This window comes from Streptomyces melanosporofaciens (assembly GCF_900105695.1).
Lineage (GTDB): Bacteria > Actinomycetota > Actinomycetes > Streptomycetales > Streptomycetaceae > Streptomyces > Streptomyces antimycoticus.
On sequence record NZ_FNST01000002.1, the window covers coordinates 7327170 to 7343255 of the forward strand.

Here is a 16086-nt window from a genome sequence, read left to right on the forward strand (position 1 = left end):
CAGTGGCCTGTTTATCGGGCTAAGGGTCCTTTACTCTGCTGAGCATGATGCTGACCCGCAGGGAACGGGAGATTCTCGCGTTGCTGCGGCGGGACCCCCTGGCCGGGGCCCAGTCCATCGCCGACGCCCTCGGGACCACACGGGCCGCGGTCAACGTCCATCTCTCCAACCTGGGCAAGAAGGGCGCCATCCTGGGGCGCGGCTACATCCTGCGCCGGGAACACGCGGTGGTGGTCATCGGCGGCGCCAACGTGGACATCAAGGTGCGCAGCCTCGCACCCGTCGCGTACCGCACCAGCAATCCGGGCCGGTCCCACACCAGCCCCGGCGGCGTCGCCCGCAATGTCGCCGAGAACCTCGCCCGGCTGGGCACCCCCACCCATCTCATCGCCGCCGTGGGGCAGGACGCGGCGGGGGAGCGGCTGTTGAGCGAGACCCAGGCCGCCGGGGTGCGCATCGACCATGTGCACCGCGGCCCGCATCCCACCGGCACCTATACGGCGGTGCTGGACGCCGACGGCGATCTGGTCGTGGCCATCGCCGACATGGCCGCCACCGACGCGCTGAGCCCCGAGCATCTGCACACCGCGCGGGAGCTCATCGGCCACGCCGGCCTGCTGGTGCTGGACGGGAACCTCTCCCCGCGGGTGCTCTCGTACGTCCTGGACATCGCCGCCGCCACCGGCGTCCAGACGCTGATCGACCCGGTGAGCGTCCCCAAGGCGGCGCTGCTCGCCCCGCTGTTCGCCACCGGGCGGCCGGTCTTCGCCGTGACGCCGAACGTGGCGGAGCTGGGCGCGCTGGCGGGCCGGGACCTCGACGGGGACGCCGCCGCGGACGATCCGGAGCTGCTCGCGGCCGTGGCCCTCCTCCACGAGCGCGGCGTACGGCATGTGTGGGTGCGGCTCGGTGCGCGCGGCTCCCTGTTGAGCACCCTCGACGAGGGCAAGGTGCCGCTGGAGGCGCCACCGGCCGAGGTGCACGACGTCACAGGGGCCGGCGACGCGATGCTCGGCGCGTTCGCACACGCCCTGCTCGGTGGCGCCGACCCGGTCGACGCCGCCCGCTACGGCCACGCCGCCGCCGCGCTGACCGTGGCCACCCCCGCCACCGTACGACCCGACCTGACCGCGCGTCTGATCGAGGACGCGCTCAACGCACCGCTGCGGAGGACCACATGACCACCCCCCACCCCCGGCTGAGCCTCACCGAGGAGGTCGCGGAGGCCCTGCGCGAGGGCCGTCCCGTGGTCGCGCTGGAGTCCACGATCATCAGCCACGGCATGCCGTATCCGCAGAACGTCGAGATGGCCACCGAGGTCGAGGAGATCATCCGCGCGGAGGGGGCGGTCCCCGCCACCATCGCCGTCCTCCACGGCACGCCACGTGCCGGTCTGGACCGTGCCGACCTCGAACTGCTCGCCACCAGCCCGGACGTCGGCAAGGTCAGCGTGCGCGACCTCGCCCATGTCATCGCGCGCGGCGGCCATGGCGCCACCACCGTGGCGTCCACCATGCGGCTCGCCGCGCTCGCCGGGATCCGGGTCTTCGTCACCGGTGGCATCGGCGGAGTGCACCGGGGAGCGGAGCACTCCTTCGACATCAGCGCGGATCTCACCGAGCTCGCCACCACCCCGGTGGCCGTCATCAGCGCCGGGGTCAAGAGCATCCTCGACATCGGACTGACCCTGGAGAAGCTGGAGACCCTGGGCGTTCCGGTGCTCACCTACGGCACCGACGACTTCCCCGCCTTCTACTCGCGGGTGAGCGGCTTCCGCTCCCCGCTGCGCGTCGACTCGCCCGAGGAGATCGCCGCCACCATGCGCGCCCAGTGGGAGCTGGGCATGACGGCGGGGCTGAGCATCGCCAATCCGGTGCCCGAGGCCGAGGAGATCCCCGCCGAGCGGATCGACGGCATCATCGAGCAGGCCCTCGCCGAGCTGGCGGAGGCGGGAATCGGCGGCAAGGACGCGACCCCGTATCTGCTGGGCCGGATCGTCGAGTTGACCAAGGGCGAGAGCCTGCAAACCAATATCGCCCTGGTCAAGAACAACGCACGGCTCGGGGCGCGGATCGCGATCCACTACGCCCGTACGCACTGACCGCGACCGCCCGGACCACCGCCGGGGCTCGGGGCGGCTGCCGGCCTACAGCGAGCGGACCTCGGCGAGCTCGACCCGGCCACCGATCTCGATGGAGCCGTCCGGCAGGGGACCGGTGAGGATCTGCGACCCCACGCCCTGGGTGATGTTGAGGGCGCGGCCCAGCTCGCCCGAGAGAATCAGGGCGGCGGCGCCGGTGGCCTCGTCCTCGACGATCCCGTCCCCCCGGCGGGGAAACGCGCGCGCCCGCACCCGGCCCGCGGCCTCGTCCTGCCACGCCCAGGCGTACAGCCAGCCGTCGCCCTCGGGAGGGGTGGGCAGCGCCTCGACCTCCTCCGGCGAGGCGTACTGCCGGGTGCGCCGCCCGGCCGCCCAGGCGGGCCGGCCGGTGATCCAGGTGAACTCGCCGTCCTGGCGCGCGGGCACCTCACCGGCGGGCGGCAGCAGCTCGGGCAGGTCCAGCAGCCAGGCGGTGCCCACCAGCGGATGGCCCGCGAAGGGCAGCCGGACGCTCGGTGTGTAGATGTCGACGACGCCGCGCTCCGGATCGTCCACGAACACGGTCTCGCTGAACCCCAGCCGGGCGGCGACCCGCTGCCGCTCCGCCTCGCCGACCACCGCGGCGCCGTCCCGCACCACGCCGAGTTCATTGCCACCGCGGCCGTAGGGCCCGCAGAACACCTTGAGCACGTCCAAATCCGTCACCTGCGCATTCAAGCACGGGCGCGCTTGTCGGTGGGGTGTTCTACGGTCGGGCCATGACCACCTCCGACGATGTCCGTGCCGTCGCCCTGTCGCTGCCGGAGACCACAGAGAAGATCGCCTGGTCGATGCCCACCTTCCGGGTCGCCGGGAAGATGTTCGCCACCTTGCCCGAGGACGAGACCTCGATGGCCGTCAGATGTCCCAAGGAGGAGCGGAAGGAGTTGGTGCTGGCGGAGCCGGAGAAGTTCTGGGTGGCCGCTCATGAGGCGAGTTCGGCCTGGGTGCGGGTGCGGCTCGCCGCGCTGGAGGACGTCGATGAGCTGCGGGACATCCTGCTGGACTCCTGGCGGCAGGCCGCACCGGCCACGTTGCTCGAATGATCACACCACGGCGGCCGGTGACTCCTCGAAATGCGACGATATGCGTGTTCGAGGAGATAACCGACACGGGTGAAAGTATAGACTTTTCCCGGTAATCGGAGTGCCGTCTTCCGCTGTGCGGGGTTCCCTTGAGGGGGATCAGCGAGGGAGGCCGCATGGTGCACGGCCGCGACACGAACCGCCCCGCGGTGTGCGGCGGCCCGTGCGCGGCCGCCGTCCTTCTGCTGCTGGCGGTCACGTTGCTGCATGCCGTGCTGGCTCTGGGGGTCGTCCGCGACTCGCCGTCCACCGGCCCTGACCGGTGCGCGGCCGGGCCTGCGAATCCGGCCCCGGCCCCAGCCACGTCCATGCCCGGTGACGCCGGTGCTGCCGCCTCGGGCCGGGGCCTCGCCACGTCCGCCCCCGCGGGCGCTCCCGTCCTCCCAGCGCCTGTTCCGCCGGTGCCGGAGACCGAGGACGAACGCTCCACCGCGTCGGCGTCGGCGAAGCTCCTTACCCGGGACGGTGCCGGGCATCCGGCGCGGCATGCCGGACGGGTGGTCCACGGCGCCTCGTTCGGCGCCCATCGATCCCTCTCGACGTCCCTCGGCCCCCTCGTGCTCGTCGCGGTCCGCGGTCGCCCCGCCGACCCCGCCGACCCCGCGACGGGCGGCGGCGCGTTCGCCGCCGGGGGCGACCTCCCGGCCGGCCCGCTCTCCTCACGGTCCGTCGTCCTGCGCTGCTGACCGGGCCCGGGCGCGTCCGCCATCCCGCTTCCGCGACTGCCCCGCGGATTCCGGATGCGGTGTGCCCTGCCCGCTCAGCCAACGGACGTTCGAGACCGCAGGAGTATCCGCATGCCCATCGATGTCTATGCCGCCATGCGCGCGATGATGCGCGCAGAAGCCGCCCGGCGCCCCGTCACCCCGCAGGCCAGGACCACCGATCCGTCGCCGCCCCCGGCCGATCCGGCCGCTCCCGATCCGGTGGACACCACCGCTCAGGACGTGTCCGAGGCCGTACCGGCCCCGACGTCCGCACCGGCTCCATCGGCCGCACCGCGTCCGGTCCGCCGGCCCCGCCCGGCCCGGTATCTGTCGCGCTGCCGTGCCGTGCTGCGCGCCGTACGCCACGCCGTGTCGGCCTGCATCACCCGGCGCGCGTCACGACAGGGCCGGTGACCGGCCACGGAGGGAGAGGAGCCGGAAGCACGGGTGCCGGGAGGTCACACCGGTCCGTCGTTCCGCCCGCCCTCCGGTGAATCCCCGCCGAGAAGCAAACGCTCGCGCTGCGCCACGGCCCAGGCGTAGCCGGGATTCAGCGCCACCGCACGGTCCAGATCCGCCAGCGCCTCCGTGCGTCTGCCCAGGGCCTCGTTGGCCATCGCGCGGCTCCCCAGGGCCCAGGCGTAGCCGGGGTCGAGAGCCAGTGCCCGATCGTACTCCGCGATGGCCTCCTCGTAGCGGCCCGCGAAGCGGTGGATATCACCGCGCTCGCCCAGCGTTCCCGGGACGCCCGGCTCCAGCTCCTCCGCCCGGTCCAGGTCCTCCAGCGCGCCCGCCGCGTCCCCCAGGGTGCTGCGGACACGGGCCCGCCGGACCAGCGCCCAGGTGTAGTCGCCGTGTCGTTCGATGGCCCGGTCGAAGTCGGCCAGGGCCTCATGGATCCGGCCGAGGGCCATCATGGTCTGGCCGCGGCTGCCCAGAGCCACATGGTCCGCCGGATCGGCCGCGACCACCGGGTCGAGCAGGGCCAGCGCCTCCTCGTACCGGCCCGCCCGGCGGCAGGTCTCGCCGCGCTCCCGCTGAACCCAGGTCGAGCCCGGCTCCAGCGCCGCCACGCCGTCGAGCGCGTCCATCGCCGCGGTGAAGTCCCCGGTCGCCCGGTGGACCACGGCACGCCCGAAGTGCGCGCGTACGTTCCCGGGGTCCAGCTCGATCGCCCGGCGGAAGTCCTCCAGGGCCCCGTCGAACTCCTCGACCGACCGGCGGTGCCACCCCCGTAGGACGAGCGCCGCGACCCGGGCGGGGGCATCCAGCCCGGCCCGCGCCAGCAGCAGCCCCATCGCCTCGATACCGCGCCGCCGTTCGTCCGCCAGCGCCTCCACCAGATGCCACCCCCAGGTGCGCACCGGGTCCGAGTCGGCGTCCTCGCCCGCCTCGACCAGGGTGGACGCCCAGCGCCGGGCCACCGCGGGGCCCGCGTCGCAGGCGCCGATCCCGTCCCGCAGCGCCCCGGGCAGCGCCGCCGACGGCCGTGCGCACAGCAGGTGATACCACTCCTCCAGACGCGGTCCGCTCCAGGCGGCCAGCCGCCAACCGTCGCGCGCGTCGAGCCCCCCGGCGGCCGCCTCCCGCCACCCGGCGAAGGCCTCGGCCAGGCGGGTGTGCGCCGCGGTCCACCGCTGCGGTGAGGTGGTCCGCCGAAGCCGCAGCATCGGGGCGCGGACCACGTCGTGGTAGCGGGCCGCCCCGTTGCGGTCGCCGATGAACGGCAGCGACCGCAGCCAGCCGAACAGCTCGGCTCCGTCCTCGTCCACGGCCGCCCTGAAGATGTCCTCGTTCAGCCGCCGGGGCAGCGCGCCCGCCAGGGCGGCGGAGCGGCGCACCGGATCGCGCTCCCACTTCAGGAACCGGTCGACGGCGGTGGCACTGGGGTCGTCCAGATCGCCGCTGGTTCCGGGGTTCTCGGCGAGGGTGGACACCAGCACGGGCAGCCGGCCGGAGAGCCGCAGCACCTCCCGCACCACCGGCTCATCGGTGATCCCCTTGGAGCTGAGCAGCTGCCGGGCCTCCGCGTCGGTGAACGGCTCCAGCGGCAGCTCCGCGACCACATCGGCCAGATCGCCCCAGCAGCCGGGGTCCGGGCGGGTCTGCCCGGCCAGCACCAGCACGGTGTTGGCGGGGATGGTGCCCAGGCGTTCGCTGGCCAACAGGGTGCGCAGCCAGGGGTCGAGCAGCGGGCCGAGGCGTTCGTAGGTGTCGAAGAACAGCACCAGCCATGGCACCGTCGCTGCCGCCTCCGATAACTCCCTGACCAGCAGCAGGGGTCAGCGTCTCCACCGGGTCCAGCACCAGCTGGACGTCCTTGTGGTCGCGGAACCGGGAGCTGAGCGCCGCCCGCAGCCGGTCGGTGCCCTCGGCGAGCGGCACCGGGTCGACGGCACCCGCCAGCGCCCCGACACCGGGTACCAGACCGAGGCCGGTGAGCCCGGCTCGCGCGGCGACCATGCTGCCGGTGCTGGGCCCGGGCCGCTCGCCCTCCGCGGGTACCGACTCCGCCTCGTGGCGGCGCTGCCGATAGGTGGCGAGCCGACGGTCGAAGGCCGTGAACTCCCGCCCCTGGCGGGCGAATTGCTCGCTGATCGCGGCCATCGCCTCGGGGACGGAGCCCGCCGACTCGTCGATGCGGGCGGTGAACGCGCCGTACTCCTGGCGGGCGGTCTCTTCCAGCCGGCGCATCAGCCAGGTCTTGCCCACACCCGCGTGGCCGTGCACATGGAAGACAAAGCGATGCCGCCCGTCCTCCGGCGGCAGGCCGAAGTTGTCCCGGAACGCGTGCAGTTCCCTTTGCCGCCCCACGAATCCGGCGTTCCTGCGCCGCTGGATCAGCTCCTGCATCGACGGCCGTCCCCGCCCCATCGGCCCCTCCTCCGGTCCGGACCCAGTCTGCCAGTACGATCGGCGCGCAGGCTTATTGCGTACGATGCGCAGGTGCCCAGCTACCGCATCAGAACCGCGACCCCCGATGACCTCGACGCCGTCCGCAGCGTGATGCTCGACACCGTCTACCGCGACTTCGCAACCGGCTATGTGCCACGCTGGCACGCCGACATCATCGATCCCGCCGCCGCGTATCTGAACGGTGCGCGCCACACTCTGCTGGTGGCGGTGGACGAGAGCGACGGGGCGGTCGTGGCGACCGCCGCGCTCGACTCCCGGGGCCCGGCCCATCCGCCCAACCCGCCCTGGCTGGCCGCGCGTTACCCGTCGGGGGAGACCGCCCAGCTGCGCCGGGTCTATGTGCGGTCCGAGCATCGGCGCAACGGGCTGGCCCGGCGGCTGGTGCATGCGCTGCTGGACTTCGCCGTGGCGGACGGCGGCTATCGCGCGGTCTATCTGCACACCGATCCGGCGGTGGTGGGCGCCGAGCCGTTCTGGCGGTCGCTGGGGAAGGTCGTCTGCGATGAGCGGGAGGCGCCCGGGGGCGGTCAGGGAATCGTCCACTTCGAGGTCCCCATGGGGCCCGGGACGCCATGACCTTTATGGAAATGATTATCATCTAGCGTCTGTGTTTCGCCGTTCCCGCGCCGCCCCTGGAGAACCACGCCCATGCACTCTGTCCGCCGCCGGTGGGCCGCCGCGCTGCTGCTCGTCCCGCTGCTCACCGGCTGTTTCGCGGCCCGCGACGGTTCGCCGTACGACGCCGGGGCCGGGGCGGGCGGTGGACGCCTCCGGGTCGCGATGGCCTTCCCGCCCGCCGAGCGCTTCTCCCCGTACGGCGCCGACGCCACCTTGCTCAGCCGGCTCGGGGTCACCGAAGGGCTGACCCGGCTGGACGGCAACGGCGGCGCGGTGCCCGCCCTCGCCGAGTCCTGGACCCGGGAGAGCGGCGGCGGCTGGGTGTTCACCCTGCGCGAGGCGCGGTTCCAGGACGGCACCGAGGTCACCCCGGCGGCGGTGGCGGGCGCCCTCACCCATGCCACCCACGCCGATCCCTCGCCCGCCGCGCTCACCGGGGTCAGGCTCACCGCCGAGGCGGTGGGGGAGCGGCGGGTCCGGGTCACCACCGCGACCGCCGACTCCGCCTTGCCCCTGCGACTGTCCAGCCCGAGCCTGGCCATCCTCGCGCCCAAGGCGTATCGCACGACGGCCGGTGCGGGGGCGGCCGGTACGGATGAGTCCGGCGCGGATACGTCCGGTACGGCAGAGCCGCGTTCGGACACGGCGGACGGGAAAGCGGCGGTCGATCCGGCCGGCACCGCCACCGGTCCCTTCACCCTGGCCAGGACGAGCGGCGCCACCCGTGCCACCCTCCACCGCTTCGACGACTACTGGGGCGGCCTCGCCCATGCCTCCGGTCTCGACGTCCGCTTCATCGCCGATGGCACGGCCCGCACCAACGCGCTGCGCAGCGGCGAGGTGGACATGGCCGAGGCGGTCCCGGTCTCCCAGGCGGCCACCCTCGACCAGCCGACCGTCCGCGAGGTGCCCACCGCCCGCACCACCGCCCTCTTCCTCAACACCCGCTCCGGCCCCTTCGCCGACCCCGCCGTCCGCGCCGCCGCCCGTGAGGCCGTCGACGCCTCCGCCCTCGCCGAGGGCGTCTACGAGGGGCATGCCGACACCGGCCGCGGCCTGTTCGGCCCGGCCCTCACCTGGGCCGCGGGCGAGCGCCCCCGGCCGTCCGGCCGCCCCGCCGCCAAGCGCGCCGCGAACACCGCGCTCACCCTCGCCACCTACGACAACCGGCCCGAGCTGCCCGAGGTCGCCCAGGTACTGCAACAGCAGCTGCGCAAGGCCGGGTTCAGTGTGAAGCTGGAGGTGCGGGAGTACTCCCGGCTCGAAGGCGACGCCCTGGCCGGGAAGTTCGACGCCGTGGTGGCCGCCCGTAACACCATGCTCGACACCGGCGACCCGGTCTCCTATCTCGCCGACGACTTCACCTGCGACGGCGGCTACAACCTGGCCCGGGTGTGCGACAAGGCCGTCGACCGCGCGGTCGCCGAGGCCGGCTCCCGCGCCGACGACGCGGCGCGCCATCGCGCGGCCCTGGCCGCGCAGACCGCCGTGCTGCGTACGGACGGGGTCGTCCCGCTGGTCCATCAGCGGATCATCCACGGCGTCGGCGCCTCGGTGCGGGGTGTGATCCTCGATCCGTACGAGCGCACGCTCGTCGGCACCGGTACGCGGCGTTGAGCGGCGCGCGGACCAGGGCGCGGTCCACCGAACCGAGTGCGGGGCGGGCGACCGGGCCGAGCACGGGCGGGCGGTCCACCGGGCCGGGCGCCGGGCGGAACACCGGGCCGAGCACGGCGCCGTTCACCCGCCGGAGCGCCGGGCGGCCCACCGGCCTCAGTGGGGCGCGGTCCACCGGTCTGAGCGCGCTGTGGCGCCTCGCGCTCGCCGGGGCGTTGCTGTGCGGCATCGGGCTCTTGCCCTGGCTGTCCCGCACCGACCCCGCCCGTACCGTCCTCAAGGCGCGCGAGGCCGACCGCGAGCCCAGCCCCGAGCTCCTGGAGTCCCTGCGCTCCCGACTCGACCTCGACGCCGGGCCGTTGCGGCTGCTCGGCCGGTGGCTCGCCGGACTGCCCCACGGCGACGCGGGCCGGTCCTGGATCTCGGGCACCGCCGTGACCCCCTCGGTCGCCGAGGCGCTCGGGGTCTCGCTGCTGCTCATGGGCGGGGCGCTGGTGGTCGCGGCGGTCACCGCGGGCGCGGTGTGCGGGCGCACGCTGTGGCTCGGGCCGCGGCGGCGGGCCGCCCGGCGCGGGGCCGGTACGGGAAGCGGCGGCGCGCTCTTCGCGGCGCTGCCGGAGTTCCTGCTGGCGTCCGTGCTGGCCGCCGTGGTCGGGGTGCGGCTCGGCTGGCTGCCCGCGGCCGGCTGGTACGGGCCGCGGTGGATGGTGCTGCCCTCGCTCGCCCTCGGCCTGCCCGCGGGCGCCCTGCTGGGCCGGGTGCTGGACGACGCCCTGCCCGGTGCGTTCGCGGAGCCCTGGGCCCGGGCCGCCGCGGCACGCGGGCTGCCCGCCCGGCGGATCGCCCGTCACGCGCTGCGGCGTGCCGTGCCCGGAGTGCTGCCGAACATCGGGCTGTTCGTGGTCGGGCTCACCGGCGGGGCGGTCGCCGTCGAGCAGGTCTTCGACATCCCAGGGCTCGGCCGGCTCACGCTGCAGGCGGCCATCGCCCAGGACCTGCCGGTGCTTCAGGCGGGCACCCTCGTCCTCGTCCTGCTCGCGGCCGCCGCCGGAGGTCTCGCCCGGCTCGCGGCCCGGCTGTTGCTCGGGCCCGCGCTGCGCGACGGGGCGCTCCCCTCGCTCCACCGGCCGTCCGCGCCGTCCGCCCGCTCCGTTCCGCTGCTCTACGGCGCGCTCCTGCTCGCCGTCGTGGTGCTCGGTGCCCTCCGGGACCCGCTGGCCGTGGACACCGCCGCCCGGCTCACCTCCCCGTCCTGGGCGCATCCGTTCGGCACCGACGCGCTGGGCCGCGATCTGCTGGCCCGGGTGGCGCACGGCGCGCTGTCCACGCTCGCGCTCGCGGTGGCGGTGAGCGCCGCCGCGCTGGTGGCGGGGGTGCTGCTCGGCCTGGTGCCCCGGCTGTCCGGCGGACTCGTCGAGACCGTGAACGCGGTGCCGCCCGTGCTCGCCGGGCTCCTGGTCGCCGGAGCGGCCGGACGCGGCCCGTACACCCCCGCGCTCGCCGTGGCCGCCGTCGCCTGGGCGCCGCTGGCCGCGCACACCTCCGCCCTGCTGCGGCAGCAGCGCGCCGCCACACATCTCGCCGCCACCCGCGCACTGGGCGCCTCCCGCCGCCATCTGCTGCGCCGCCACATCCTGCCCGCGGTCCTGCCCCCGGTCGTCCGGCACGCCCTGCTGCGTCTGCCGGCCGCGGCGCTCGCCCTGGCCTCACTGGGCTTCCTCGGCCTGGGCGCGCAGCCGCCGTCCCCGGAGTGGGGGCGGCTGCTGGCCGAGAACCATCCCTACGCCGAGCGCGCCCCGTGGACGGTCCTCGCCCCCGCCGCCGCGCTGGCCCTCCTGGGCGTCCTGGCGGTGACGGCGTCCGGCGGGGTGCGGTGGCCCCGTCCCCGCCTGCGCATTGACGACGGCCCGGGGCGCGGCGGAGACTGACGTCCACGCCATAGTGAACTGAAGTTCATTCCGCGAACGCCGCCCTTGGGGCGAGGGACCGCAAAGGACATCCGATATGACCCTTCACCGCGACCTGTTGATCGATGGCAAGGACATCCCGGCCACCTCGGGGCGCACCGCCGAGGACCTCAACCCCTACACCGGTGAGGTGTTCGCCACCGTCGCGGCCGCCGGGCCCGAGGACGTGGCGCGCGCGGTGGCCGCCGCCGACGCCGCCTTCCCGGCCTGGGCGGAGCTGGCCCCGTTCGAGCGCCGTAGGATCTTCCTGACCGCGGCGGACCTGCTGGAGTCGCGCGCCGACCGGGCCGCCGAGATCATGGCCCAGGAGGCCGGAGGCACCGCGCCCTGGGCGCACTTCAACGTGGGCCTGGCCGCGAACATCCTCCGCGAGGCCGCCGCCGCGATCACCGCCCCGCGCGGTGAGGTGCTCAGCGCCCAGGAGGCGGGCGCGCTCGGCCTCGCCGTCCGCGAACCGGCCGGTGTCGTCGCGGCCTTCGCCCCCTGGAACGCGCCGATCATCCTCGGGGTCCGGTCCGTCACGGCGCCCCTGGCGGCAGGCAATACGGTCGTGATGAAGCCCAGCGAGGACGCCCCGCTCGCCTGCGGGCTCTTCGTCGCCGATGTGCTGCGCGACGCCGGGCTGCCCGACGGGGTGCTCAATGTGGTCACCAACGCCCGTGCGGACGCCGCCGAGGTGGCCCGGGCGCTCATCGCCGATCCGCGCGTACGGATCGTCAACTTCACCGGCTCCACCGGAGTCGGCAGGACCATCGGCTCACTGGCCGCGCAGCACCTCAAGCCGGCCGTGCTGGAGCTCGGTGGCAAGAACGCCATCATCGTCCTGGACGACGCCGATGTGGACCACGCGGTGAACGCCGCCACCTTCGGCGTGTTCATGAACTCCGGTCAGATCTGCATGTCGGGCGACCGGATACTCGTCCATGAAAGCCTCGCCGAGGAGTTCACCGCGAAGTTCACCGCGAAGGCGGCCGCCCTGCCGTGCGGGGACCCGGCCGACCCGTCCACCGTGCTCGGCCCGCTGGTCGCGGCCGCCTCGGCGCGCCGGGTGGCGGCCCTGGTGAAGGACGCGGTGGACAAGGGCGCCACGGTACTGACCGGCGGTGGCGAACCGGACGGCGCGGTCCACCCGGCGACGGTGCTGACCGGTGTCACCCCGGACATGGACATCCACCACGCCGAGGCGTTCGGGCCGGTGTGCGTGGTCGACACCTTCGCCGACGACGATCGGGCCGTGGCCCTGGCCAACGCCACCGACCACGGGCTGACCTGCGGCATCATCACCGAGAACGGGACCCATGGACTCAAGGTCGCCCGCCGTATCCGGACCGGCATCGTGCACATCAACGACCAGTCGGTGGCGGACGAGCCACAGGCCCCGTTCGGTGGCATCAAGCATTCGGGGTACGGGCGGTTCGGTGGCCGCTGGGGCATCGAGGCGTTCAGTGACACCCGGTGGATCACCCTCGCCACCCAGCACGCGCACTACCCCTTCTAGCGGCTGTGCGGCGCCCTTGGCCCATCGCCGGGATTCAGCCCGTCCCCGGGACGCACCTCATCCCGGGGACGCGCCTCATCCTGGAGACTCAGCTCATCCCGGGGATGAGGGGCACGGCCCCGGGGCGGCGCGCCGCCAGCCGCAGCATGCTGACGGTGGAGCGCACGACCCGCTCCTTGGTGCGTGCGGCCAGGCCACCGCGCAGCACCCGCTCGCGCGGGGAGTCGTCCGCCCGCACCAACTGGATCAGCCCGTCCCGGCGGCCCAGGCTCACGCACTGCACCACAAAGCGGAAGCGCAGCGGCTCCGGCTGCCGCCCGCGCGTCTCGGCGATGATCGAGGAGGCGGCGTGCGAACCGGCAGGGAGCGCGGTGGCACAGGCCATGCGCAGATGACCGGCGGCGGGGGTGGTCATGGCCGCGGCGTCGCCCACCGCGTAGATCTCCGGATGGGACACCGAGCGCAGGGCACCGTCGACGCTGATGCCGCCGGTGGGATCGAGGGTGATCCCGGCGGCCTCGGCCAGGGCGGTGTTCGCGGTCATCGCGGTGGCCCACACCACCGCGTCGGTGTCGATGTCCTCGGGGCCCGCCACCCGGCGGCCCTCCTCGATCCGGACCCCGAGCCCGGTGAGCGTTGAACGGACATGGGCGCGGCCCTTCGCCGACAGCCCCGTGCCGACCTCGTCACCCGTGATCAGCCGGACCTTCCAGGCATGCCGGGACTCGGCGATCTCGGCCGCGAGCTCGATGCCGGTGAGTCCCCCGCCGACCACCGTCAGCTCGCCCGGGCCGTCCAGCAGCCGCTTGTGCAGTTCGGCCGCCGTCTCCGGGGTGTAGGCGCGCTCACCGGGGTCGGGGGTGTGGCTGCCGAGCGCGTACACCAGCCGGTCGTACGGCAGCCGGCGGCCGTCGTCGGTGGTGACCTGCCGGGCGGCCGGGTCGATCACGGTGGCGCGGGCGGCCACGTGGGCGATGCCGGTCCGCCGCGCCAGCGCGTCGAGCGGATGCGTGATGTCGGGCCGTCCTGCGGCCCGCTCGTGCAGCCGGACGCGTTCGGTGAAAGCGGTGCTCGGATCGACCAGGGTGACGCGGGTGTGCGGGGCCAGCCGCAGGGCGGCCATCAGCCCCGCATAGCCCGCGCCGAGTACCAGGACCTGCTGCTTCTCCATACCGGCGGCCTCCTTCTCGGGTGGTGTTCACGAGGAGGACGACATGGCGGCCTCAGATGTGACGGTGATGCCGGTCACAGGCTCGGCAGATCGAGGTGGCGGAGCTTGTCGGGGTTGACGATCACGTCGATCTCGGTGATCAGACCCTGGTGCACGGAGAAGGCGAAGACCACGGCCTGGCCGTCCGTGCGGTCGGCGATGACCAGGCCCGGGGCGTCGTTGACCGCGCACCGGTGCACCACCATCGTGGCCGGATCGAAACCCCGGGCGAGACGCTGGGCGAAGCGGGCCACCTTCTCGTCGCCCACCACCGGGACCCGGGCCGCCGCCACCTTGCCGCCACCGTCCGAACGCCAGACGACCTCCGGATCCAGGATCTCCAGCAGCCCCTCCATGTCACCGCCCAGGACCGCCCGGAGAAACGCGTCCACGGCCCGCCGGTGCTCCCCGCGGTCCACCGAGCGCCGCGGCGCCTCCTCCCGGACCCGCTTGCGCGCCCGGGAGGCCAGTTGCCGTACGGAATCCGGACTCCGGCCCACGACCTCGGCGATCTCGGGGAACGGCACCGAGAAGACATCGTGCAGGATGAAGGCGGTCCGCTCCGCCGGGGTCAGCCGCTCCAGCACGGTGAGCAGCGCCAGCCCCACCGACTCGTCGAGCGTCACCCGGTCCTCCGGACCGCCGGCCGCCACCACCGGCTCGGGCAGCCAGGGCCCGACGTACGCCTCGCGCCGCACCCGCGCCGACCCCAGCAGGTCGTAGCAGATCCGGCTGATGACGGTGGTCAGATACGCGCGGGGGTCGGCGACCTCGTCCGCGGGCAGCGCCTGCCAGCGCAGCCAGGTCTCCTGCACCGCGTCATCGGCGTCGGCGACCGAGCCGGTGATGCGATAGGCGACGGCCCACAGCCGGTCGCGCTGCTGTTCGAAGTCGGTCAGCTCTGCCATGTCCTGATCCTCTCGTCGGCCCGAGAGGGAGGACGAGACGGCGGCCGGAAGTGTGACAGCCGCCTCCCGGGCGGCGCGGCGGCCTCCCCGGCGACGCCGTGGCCTCGTGGGAGGTCCGGGCCCCTTCCGGCGGAGCGTTGTGCCCTGCCGGGCGGGGCGGGGCTGGCGCGGGCGCAAGGGCAGGCGTAAGCAGTAGATGTGCATATGTGGCAGGGTCATTCGGATCTGCGCCGGCCAAGGTGGCGTACCCGCGTCTTGGTCGTGATCCCCCTGCTGGTCATCGGGCTGATCACGCTCGGCGATGTGCTGGCCCCGGCGAGCGTCAGGCTCAGCCCGCTGCTGATCGCGGCCCCCGCCATGACCGCCTCGTTCGCCGGCCCCCTGCTCACCGCGTGTGTGGGGCTCCTGGCTGTCGGCGCCCAGATCACGGCGAACGCCTATGAGGGCTTCCTCGGCCAGCCCGGCCGCCTGACCGAGGTGATCACCCTGGCCCTGGTCTCGGCGATGATCGTGCTGTTCCGCGCGGTCCTCGACCGTCATATGCGCGAGCTGAACCGGGTGCGGGCGGTGGCCGATGTGGCGCAGCGGGTCCTGCTGCGCCCGCTTCCCGTCCGGGTCGGCCCGCTGCTGATCGCCTCGGTCTACCTCGCGGCCGAGCCGGGGGCGGAGATCGGCGGCGATCTGTACGCGGCGGCGCGCACCTCGAACACCACCCGTCTGATCATCGGCGATGTCCGGGGCAGTGGGCTGACCGCCGTCGCGGACGCCTCCCTGGTGCTCGGTGCCTTCCGCGCGATGGCGCACTGGCCCGTACCCCTGACCGATCTGGCGGCCTACTTGGACACCGCCCTGTCCGCCGAGCGGACCGAACCCCCCGACAAGGCACCCGGGGCGGGGGAGTCGTTCGTCACCGCCGCCGTGCTGGAGATCCCCGACGACCAGCCGGTGGTCCGCCTCGTCAACTGCGGACATCCGCCGCCGATCGCGCTGCGCGACTCGGGCGTGAAGACGCTGGAGGGCTATGCGCCCGCACTGCCGCTGGGCCTCGGTCATCTGGTGGCCGACCGGTACCACAGCGAGGTCTTCCCCTTCGACGAGGGCGATCAGCTGCTGCTCTACACCGACGGGGTCATCGAGGCGCGGAACAGCGAGGGCACCTTCTATCCGCTCGTCGAACGGCTCCCCGGATGGAACGGCGCGGGCCCCCAGCACCTCGTCGACCGAGTGCACCGCGATCTGATCTGCCACACGGGCGGCCACCAGGGCGATGACGCCGCCCTGGTCGTCCTCGAACGGCACAGGGTGGATCGCTGACGCCACCGGGCGGCGAGCCGAGGCGGCCCGGGCGGGGAGCTGGGGCGGAGCCCGGCTCCCCGATGCCCGCCGCCCGCGAAACCGCCCACGAACGGACATCAGTGTC

Annotated in this window: 14 protein-coding genes and 1 pseudogene; 10 read left to right on the forward strand and 5 right to left on the reverse strand. The window is 74.1% G+C overall.

What is annotated here, in order from left to right:
- Positions 1 to 44: 44 nt before the first annotated feature.
- Positions 45 to 1181 carry a PfkB family carbohydrate kinase gene (locus tag BLV72_RS34490; protein ID WP_093467285.1) on the forward strand — a complete coding sequence of 379 codons (1137 nt, stop codon included), beginning with the start codon at positions 45 to 47 and terminating at the stop codon, positions 1179 to 1181.
- Positions 1178 to 2101 carry a pseudouridine-5'-phosphate glycosidase gene (locus BLV72_RS34495; RefSeq protein WP_093467286.1) on the forward strand — a complete coding sequence of 308 codons (924 nt, stop codon included), beginning with the start codon at positions 1178 to 1180 and terminating at the stop codon, positions 2099 to 2101. The genes BLV72_RS34490 and BLV72_RS34495 overlap by 4 nt, the downstream gene beginning before the upstream one ends.
- Positions 2102 to 2146: 45 nt before the next feature.
- Here the strand turns inward: BLV72_RS34495 and BLV72_RS34500 are convergent, their stop codons facing one another.
- The gene (locus tag BLV72_RS34500) at positions 2147 to 2806 is read right to left on the reverse strand and encodes a PhzF family phenazine biosynthesis protein (protein ID WP_093467288.1); all 660 of its coding nucleotides are present in this window, start codon (positions 2804 to 2806) and stop codon (positions 2147 to 2149) included.
- A 53-nt stretch (positions 2807 to 2859) separates the two neighbouring features.
- On the opposite strand from BLV72_RS34500, the gene BLV72_RS34505 reads away from it, so the two are divergent.
- The 3 genes from BLV72_RS34505 (at position 2860) to BLV72_RS34515 (ending at position 4346) form a co-directional block, all read left to right on the forward strand.
- Complete coding sequence (locus tag BLV72_RS34505) at positions 2860 to 3186, forward strand: MmcQ/YjbR family DNA-binding protein (protein WP_059144654.1); 327 nt, start codon at positions 2860 to 2862, stop codon at positions 3184 to 3186.
- A gap of 155 nt (positions 3187 to 3341) precedes the next feature.
- Positions 3342 to 3911: a hypothetical protein gene (locus tag BLV72_RS48230; RefSeq protein WP_093467290.1), complete on the forward strand. Its 570-nt coding sequence runs from the start codon at positions 3342 to 3344 to the stop codon at positions 3909 to 3911.
- Positions 3912 to 4022: 111 nt separating this feature from the next.
- Positions 4023 to 4346, forward strand: a complete 324-nt coding sequence (locus tag BLV72_RS34515) for a hypothetical protein (protein WP_093467291.1) — start codon at positions 4023 to 4025, stop codon at positions 4344 to 4346.
- A gap of 44 nt (positions 4347 to 4390) precedes the next feature.
- On the opposite strand, the gene BLV72_RS34520 is transcribed toward BLV72_RS34515, so the two are convergent.
- Together BLV72_RS34520 and BLV72_RS51610 are read right to left on the reverse strand one after the other, a co-directional pair.
- Positions 4391 to 6172: a tetratricopeptide repeat protein gene (locus BLV72_RS34520; protein ID WP_342030689.1), complete on the reverse strand. Its 1782-nt coding sequence runs from the start codon at positions 6170 to 6172 to the stop codon at positions 4391 to 4393.
- A gap of 100 nt (positions 6173 to 6272) precedes the next feature.
- Positions 6273 to 6806 (reverse strand): annotated as a pseudogene (locus BLV72_RS51610) (ATP-binding protein); the annotation flags it as partial.
- A 132-nt stretch (positions 6807 to 6938) separates the two neighbouring features.
- Here BLV72_RS51610 and BLV72_RS34525 point away from each other — a divergent pair.
- From BLV72_RS34525 to BLV72_RS34540, 4 genes are all read left to right on the forward strand, one after another.
- Positions 6939 to 7424 carry a GNAT family N-acetyltransferase gene (locus tag BLV72_RS34525; RefSeq protein WP_425288547.1) on the forward strand — a complete coding sequence of 162 codons (486 nt, stop codon included), beginning with the start codon at positions 6939 to 6941 and terminating at the stop codon, positions 7422 to 7424.
- 72 nt (positions 7425 to 7496) lie between these two features.
- The gene (locus BLV72_RS34530) at positions 7497 to 9083 is read left to right on the forward strand and encodes an ABC transporter substrate-binding protein (RefSeq protein WP_093467294.1); all 1587 of its coding nucleotides are present in this window, start codon (positions 7497 to 7499) and stop codon (positions 9081 to 9083) included.
- 179 nt (positions 9084 to 9262) lie between these two features.
- Positions 9263 to 11011, forward strand: coding sequence for an ABC transporter permease subunit (locus BLV72_RS34535; protein ID WP_093470720.1), 1749 nt, complete (start codon positions 9263 to 9265; stop codon positions 11009 to 11011).
- 76 nt (positions 11012 to 11087) lie between these two features.
- The gene (locus tag BLV72_RS34540; RefSeq protein ID WP_093467296.1) at positions 11088 to 12548 is read left to right on the forward strand and encodes an aldehyde dehydrogenase family protein; all 1461 of its coding nucleotides are present in this window, start codon (positions 11088 to 11090) and stop codon (positions 12546 to 12548) included.
- Between the two features lie 88 nt (positions 12549 to 12636).
- Here the strand turns inward: BLV72_RS34540 and BLV72_RS34545 are convergent, their stop codons facing one another.
- Together BLV72_RS34545 and sigJ are read right to left on the reverse strand one after the other, a co-directional pair.
- Positions 12637 to 13719, reverse strand: coding sequence for an NAD(P)/FAD-dependent oxidoreductase (locus BLV72_RS34545; RefSeq protein WP_093467297.1), 1083 nt, complete (start codon positions 13717 to 13719; stop codon positions 12637 to 12639).
- Between the two features lie 74 nt (positions 13720 to 13793).
- On the reverse strand, positions 13794 to 14666 hold the full coding sequence (gene sigJ / locus BLV72_RS34550) for an RNA polymerase sigma factor SigJ (protein WP_093467299.1): 873 nt from the start codon (positions 14664 to 14666) through the stop codon (positions 13794 to 13796).
- 204 nt (positions 14667 to 14870) lie between these two features.
- Between sigJ and BLV72_RS34555 the strand changes: the two genes are divergently transcribed.
- Positions 14871 to 15980, forward strand: a complete 1110-nt coding sequence (locus tag BLV72_RS34555; protein ID WP_093467300.1) for a PP2C family protein-serine/threonine phosphatase — start codon at positions 14871 to 14873, stop codon at positions 15978 to 15980.
- The last annotated feature ends 106 nt before the right edge of the window (positions 15981 to 16086 follow it).

What these genes read in the sequence shown, in the direction of transcription:
- BLV72_RS34490 (WP_093467285.1), top strand. Translation starts at nt 45, where the DNA reads ATGATGCTGACCCGCAGGGAACGGGAGATTCTCGCGTTGCTGCGGCGG.
- BLV72_RS34495 (WP_093467286.1), top strand. Translation starts at nt 1,178, where the DNA reads ATGACCACCCCCCACCCCCGGCTGAGCCTCACCGAGGAGGTCGCGGAG.
- BLV72_RS34505 (WP_059144654.1), top strand. Translation starts at nt 2,860, where the DNA reads ATGACCACCTCCGACGATGTCCGTGCCGTCGCCCTGTCGCTGCCGGAG.
- BLV72_RS48230 (WP_093467290.1), top strand. Translation starts at nt 3,342, where the DNA reads ATGGTGCACGGCCGCGACACGAACCGCCCCGCGGTGTGCGGCGGCCCG.
- BLV72_RS34515 (WP_093467291.1), top strand. Translation starts at nt 4,023, where the DNA reads ATGCCCATCGATGTCTATGCCGCCATGCGCGCGATGATGCGCGCAGAA.
- BLV72_RS34525 (WP_425288547.1), top strand. Translation starts at nt 6,939, where the DNA reads ATGCTCGACACCGTCTACCGCGACTTCGCAACCGGCTATGTGCCACGC.
- BLV72_RS34530 (WP_093467294.1), top strand. Translation starts at nt 7,497, where the DNA reads ATGCACTCTGTCCGCCGCCGGTGGGCCGCCGCGCTGCTGCTCGTCCCG.
- BLV72_RS34540 (WP_093467296.1), top strand. Translation starts at nt 11,088, where the DNA reads ATGACCCTTCACCGCGACCTGTTGATCGATGGCAAGGACATCCCGGCC.
- BLV72_RS34545 (WP_093467297.1), bottom strand. Translation starts at nt 13,719, where the DNA reads ATGGAGAAGCAGCAGGTCCTGGTACTCGGCGCGGGCTATGCGGGGCTG.
- sigJ (WP_093467299.1), bottom strand. Translation starts at nt 14,666, where the DNA reads ATGGCAGAGCTGACCGACTTCGAACAGCAGCGCGACCGGCTGTGGGCC.
- BLV72_RS34555 (WP_093467300.1), top strand. Translation starts at nt 14,871, where the DNA reads ATGTGGCAGGGTCATTCGGATCTGCGCCGGCCAAGGTGGCGTACCCGC.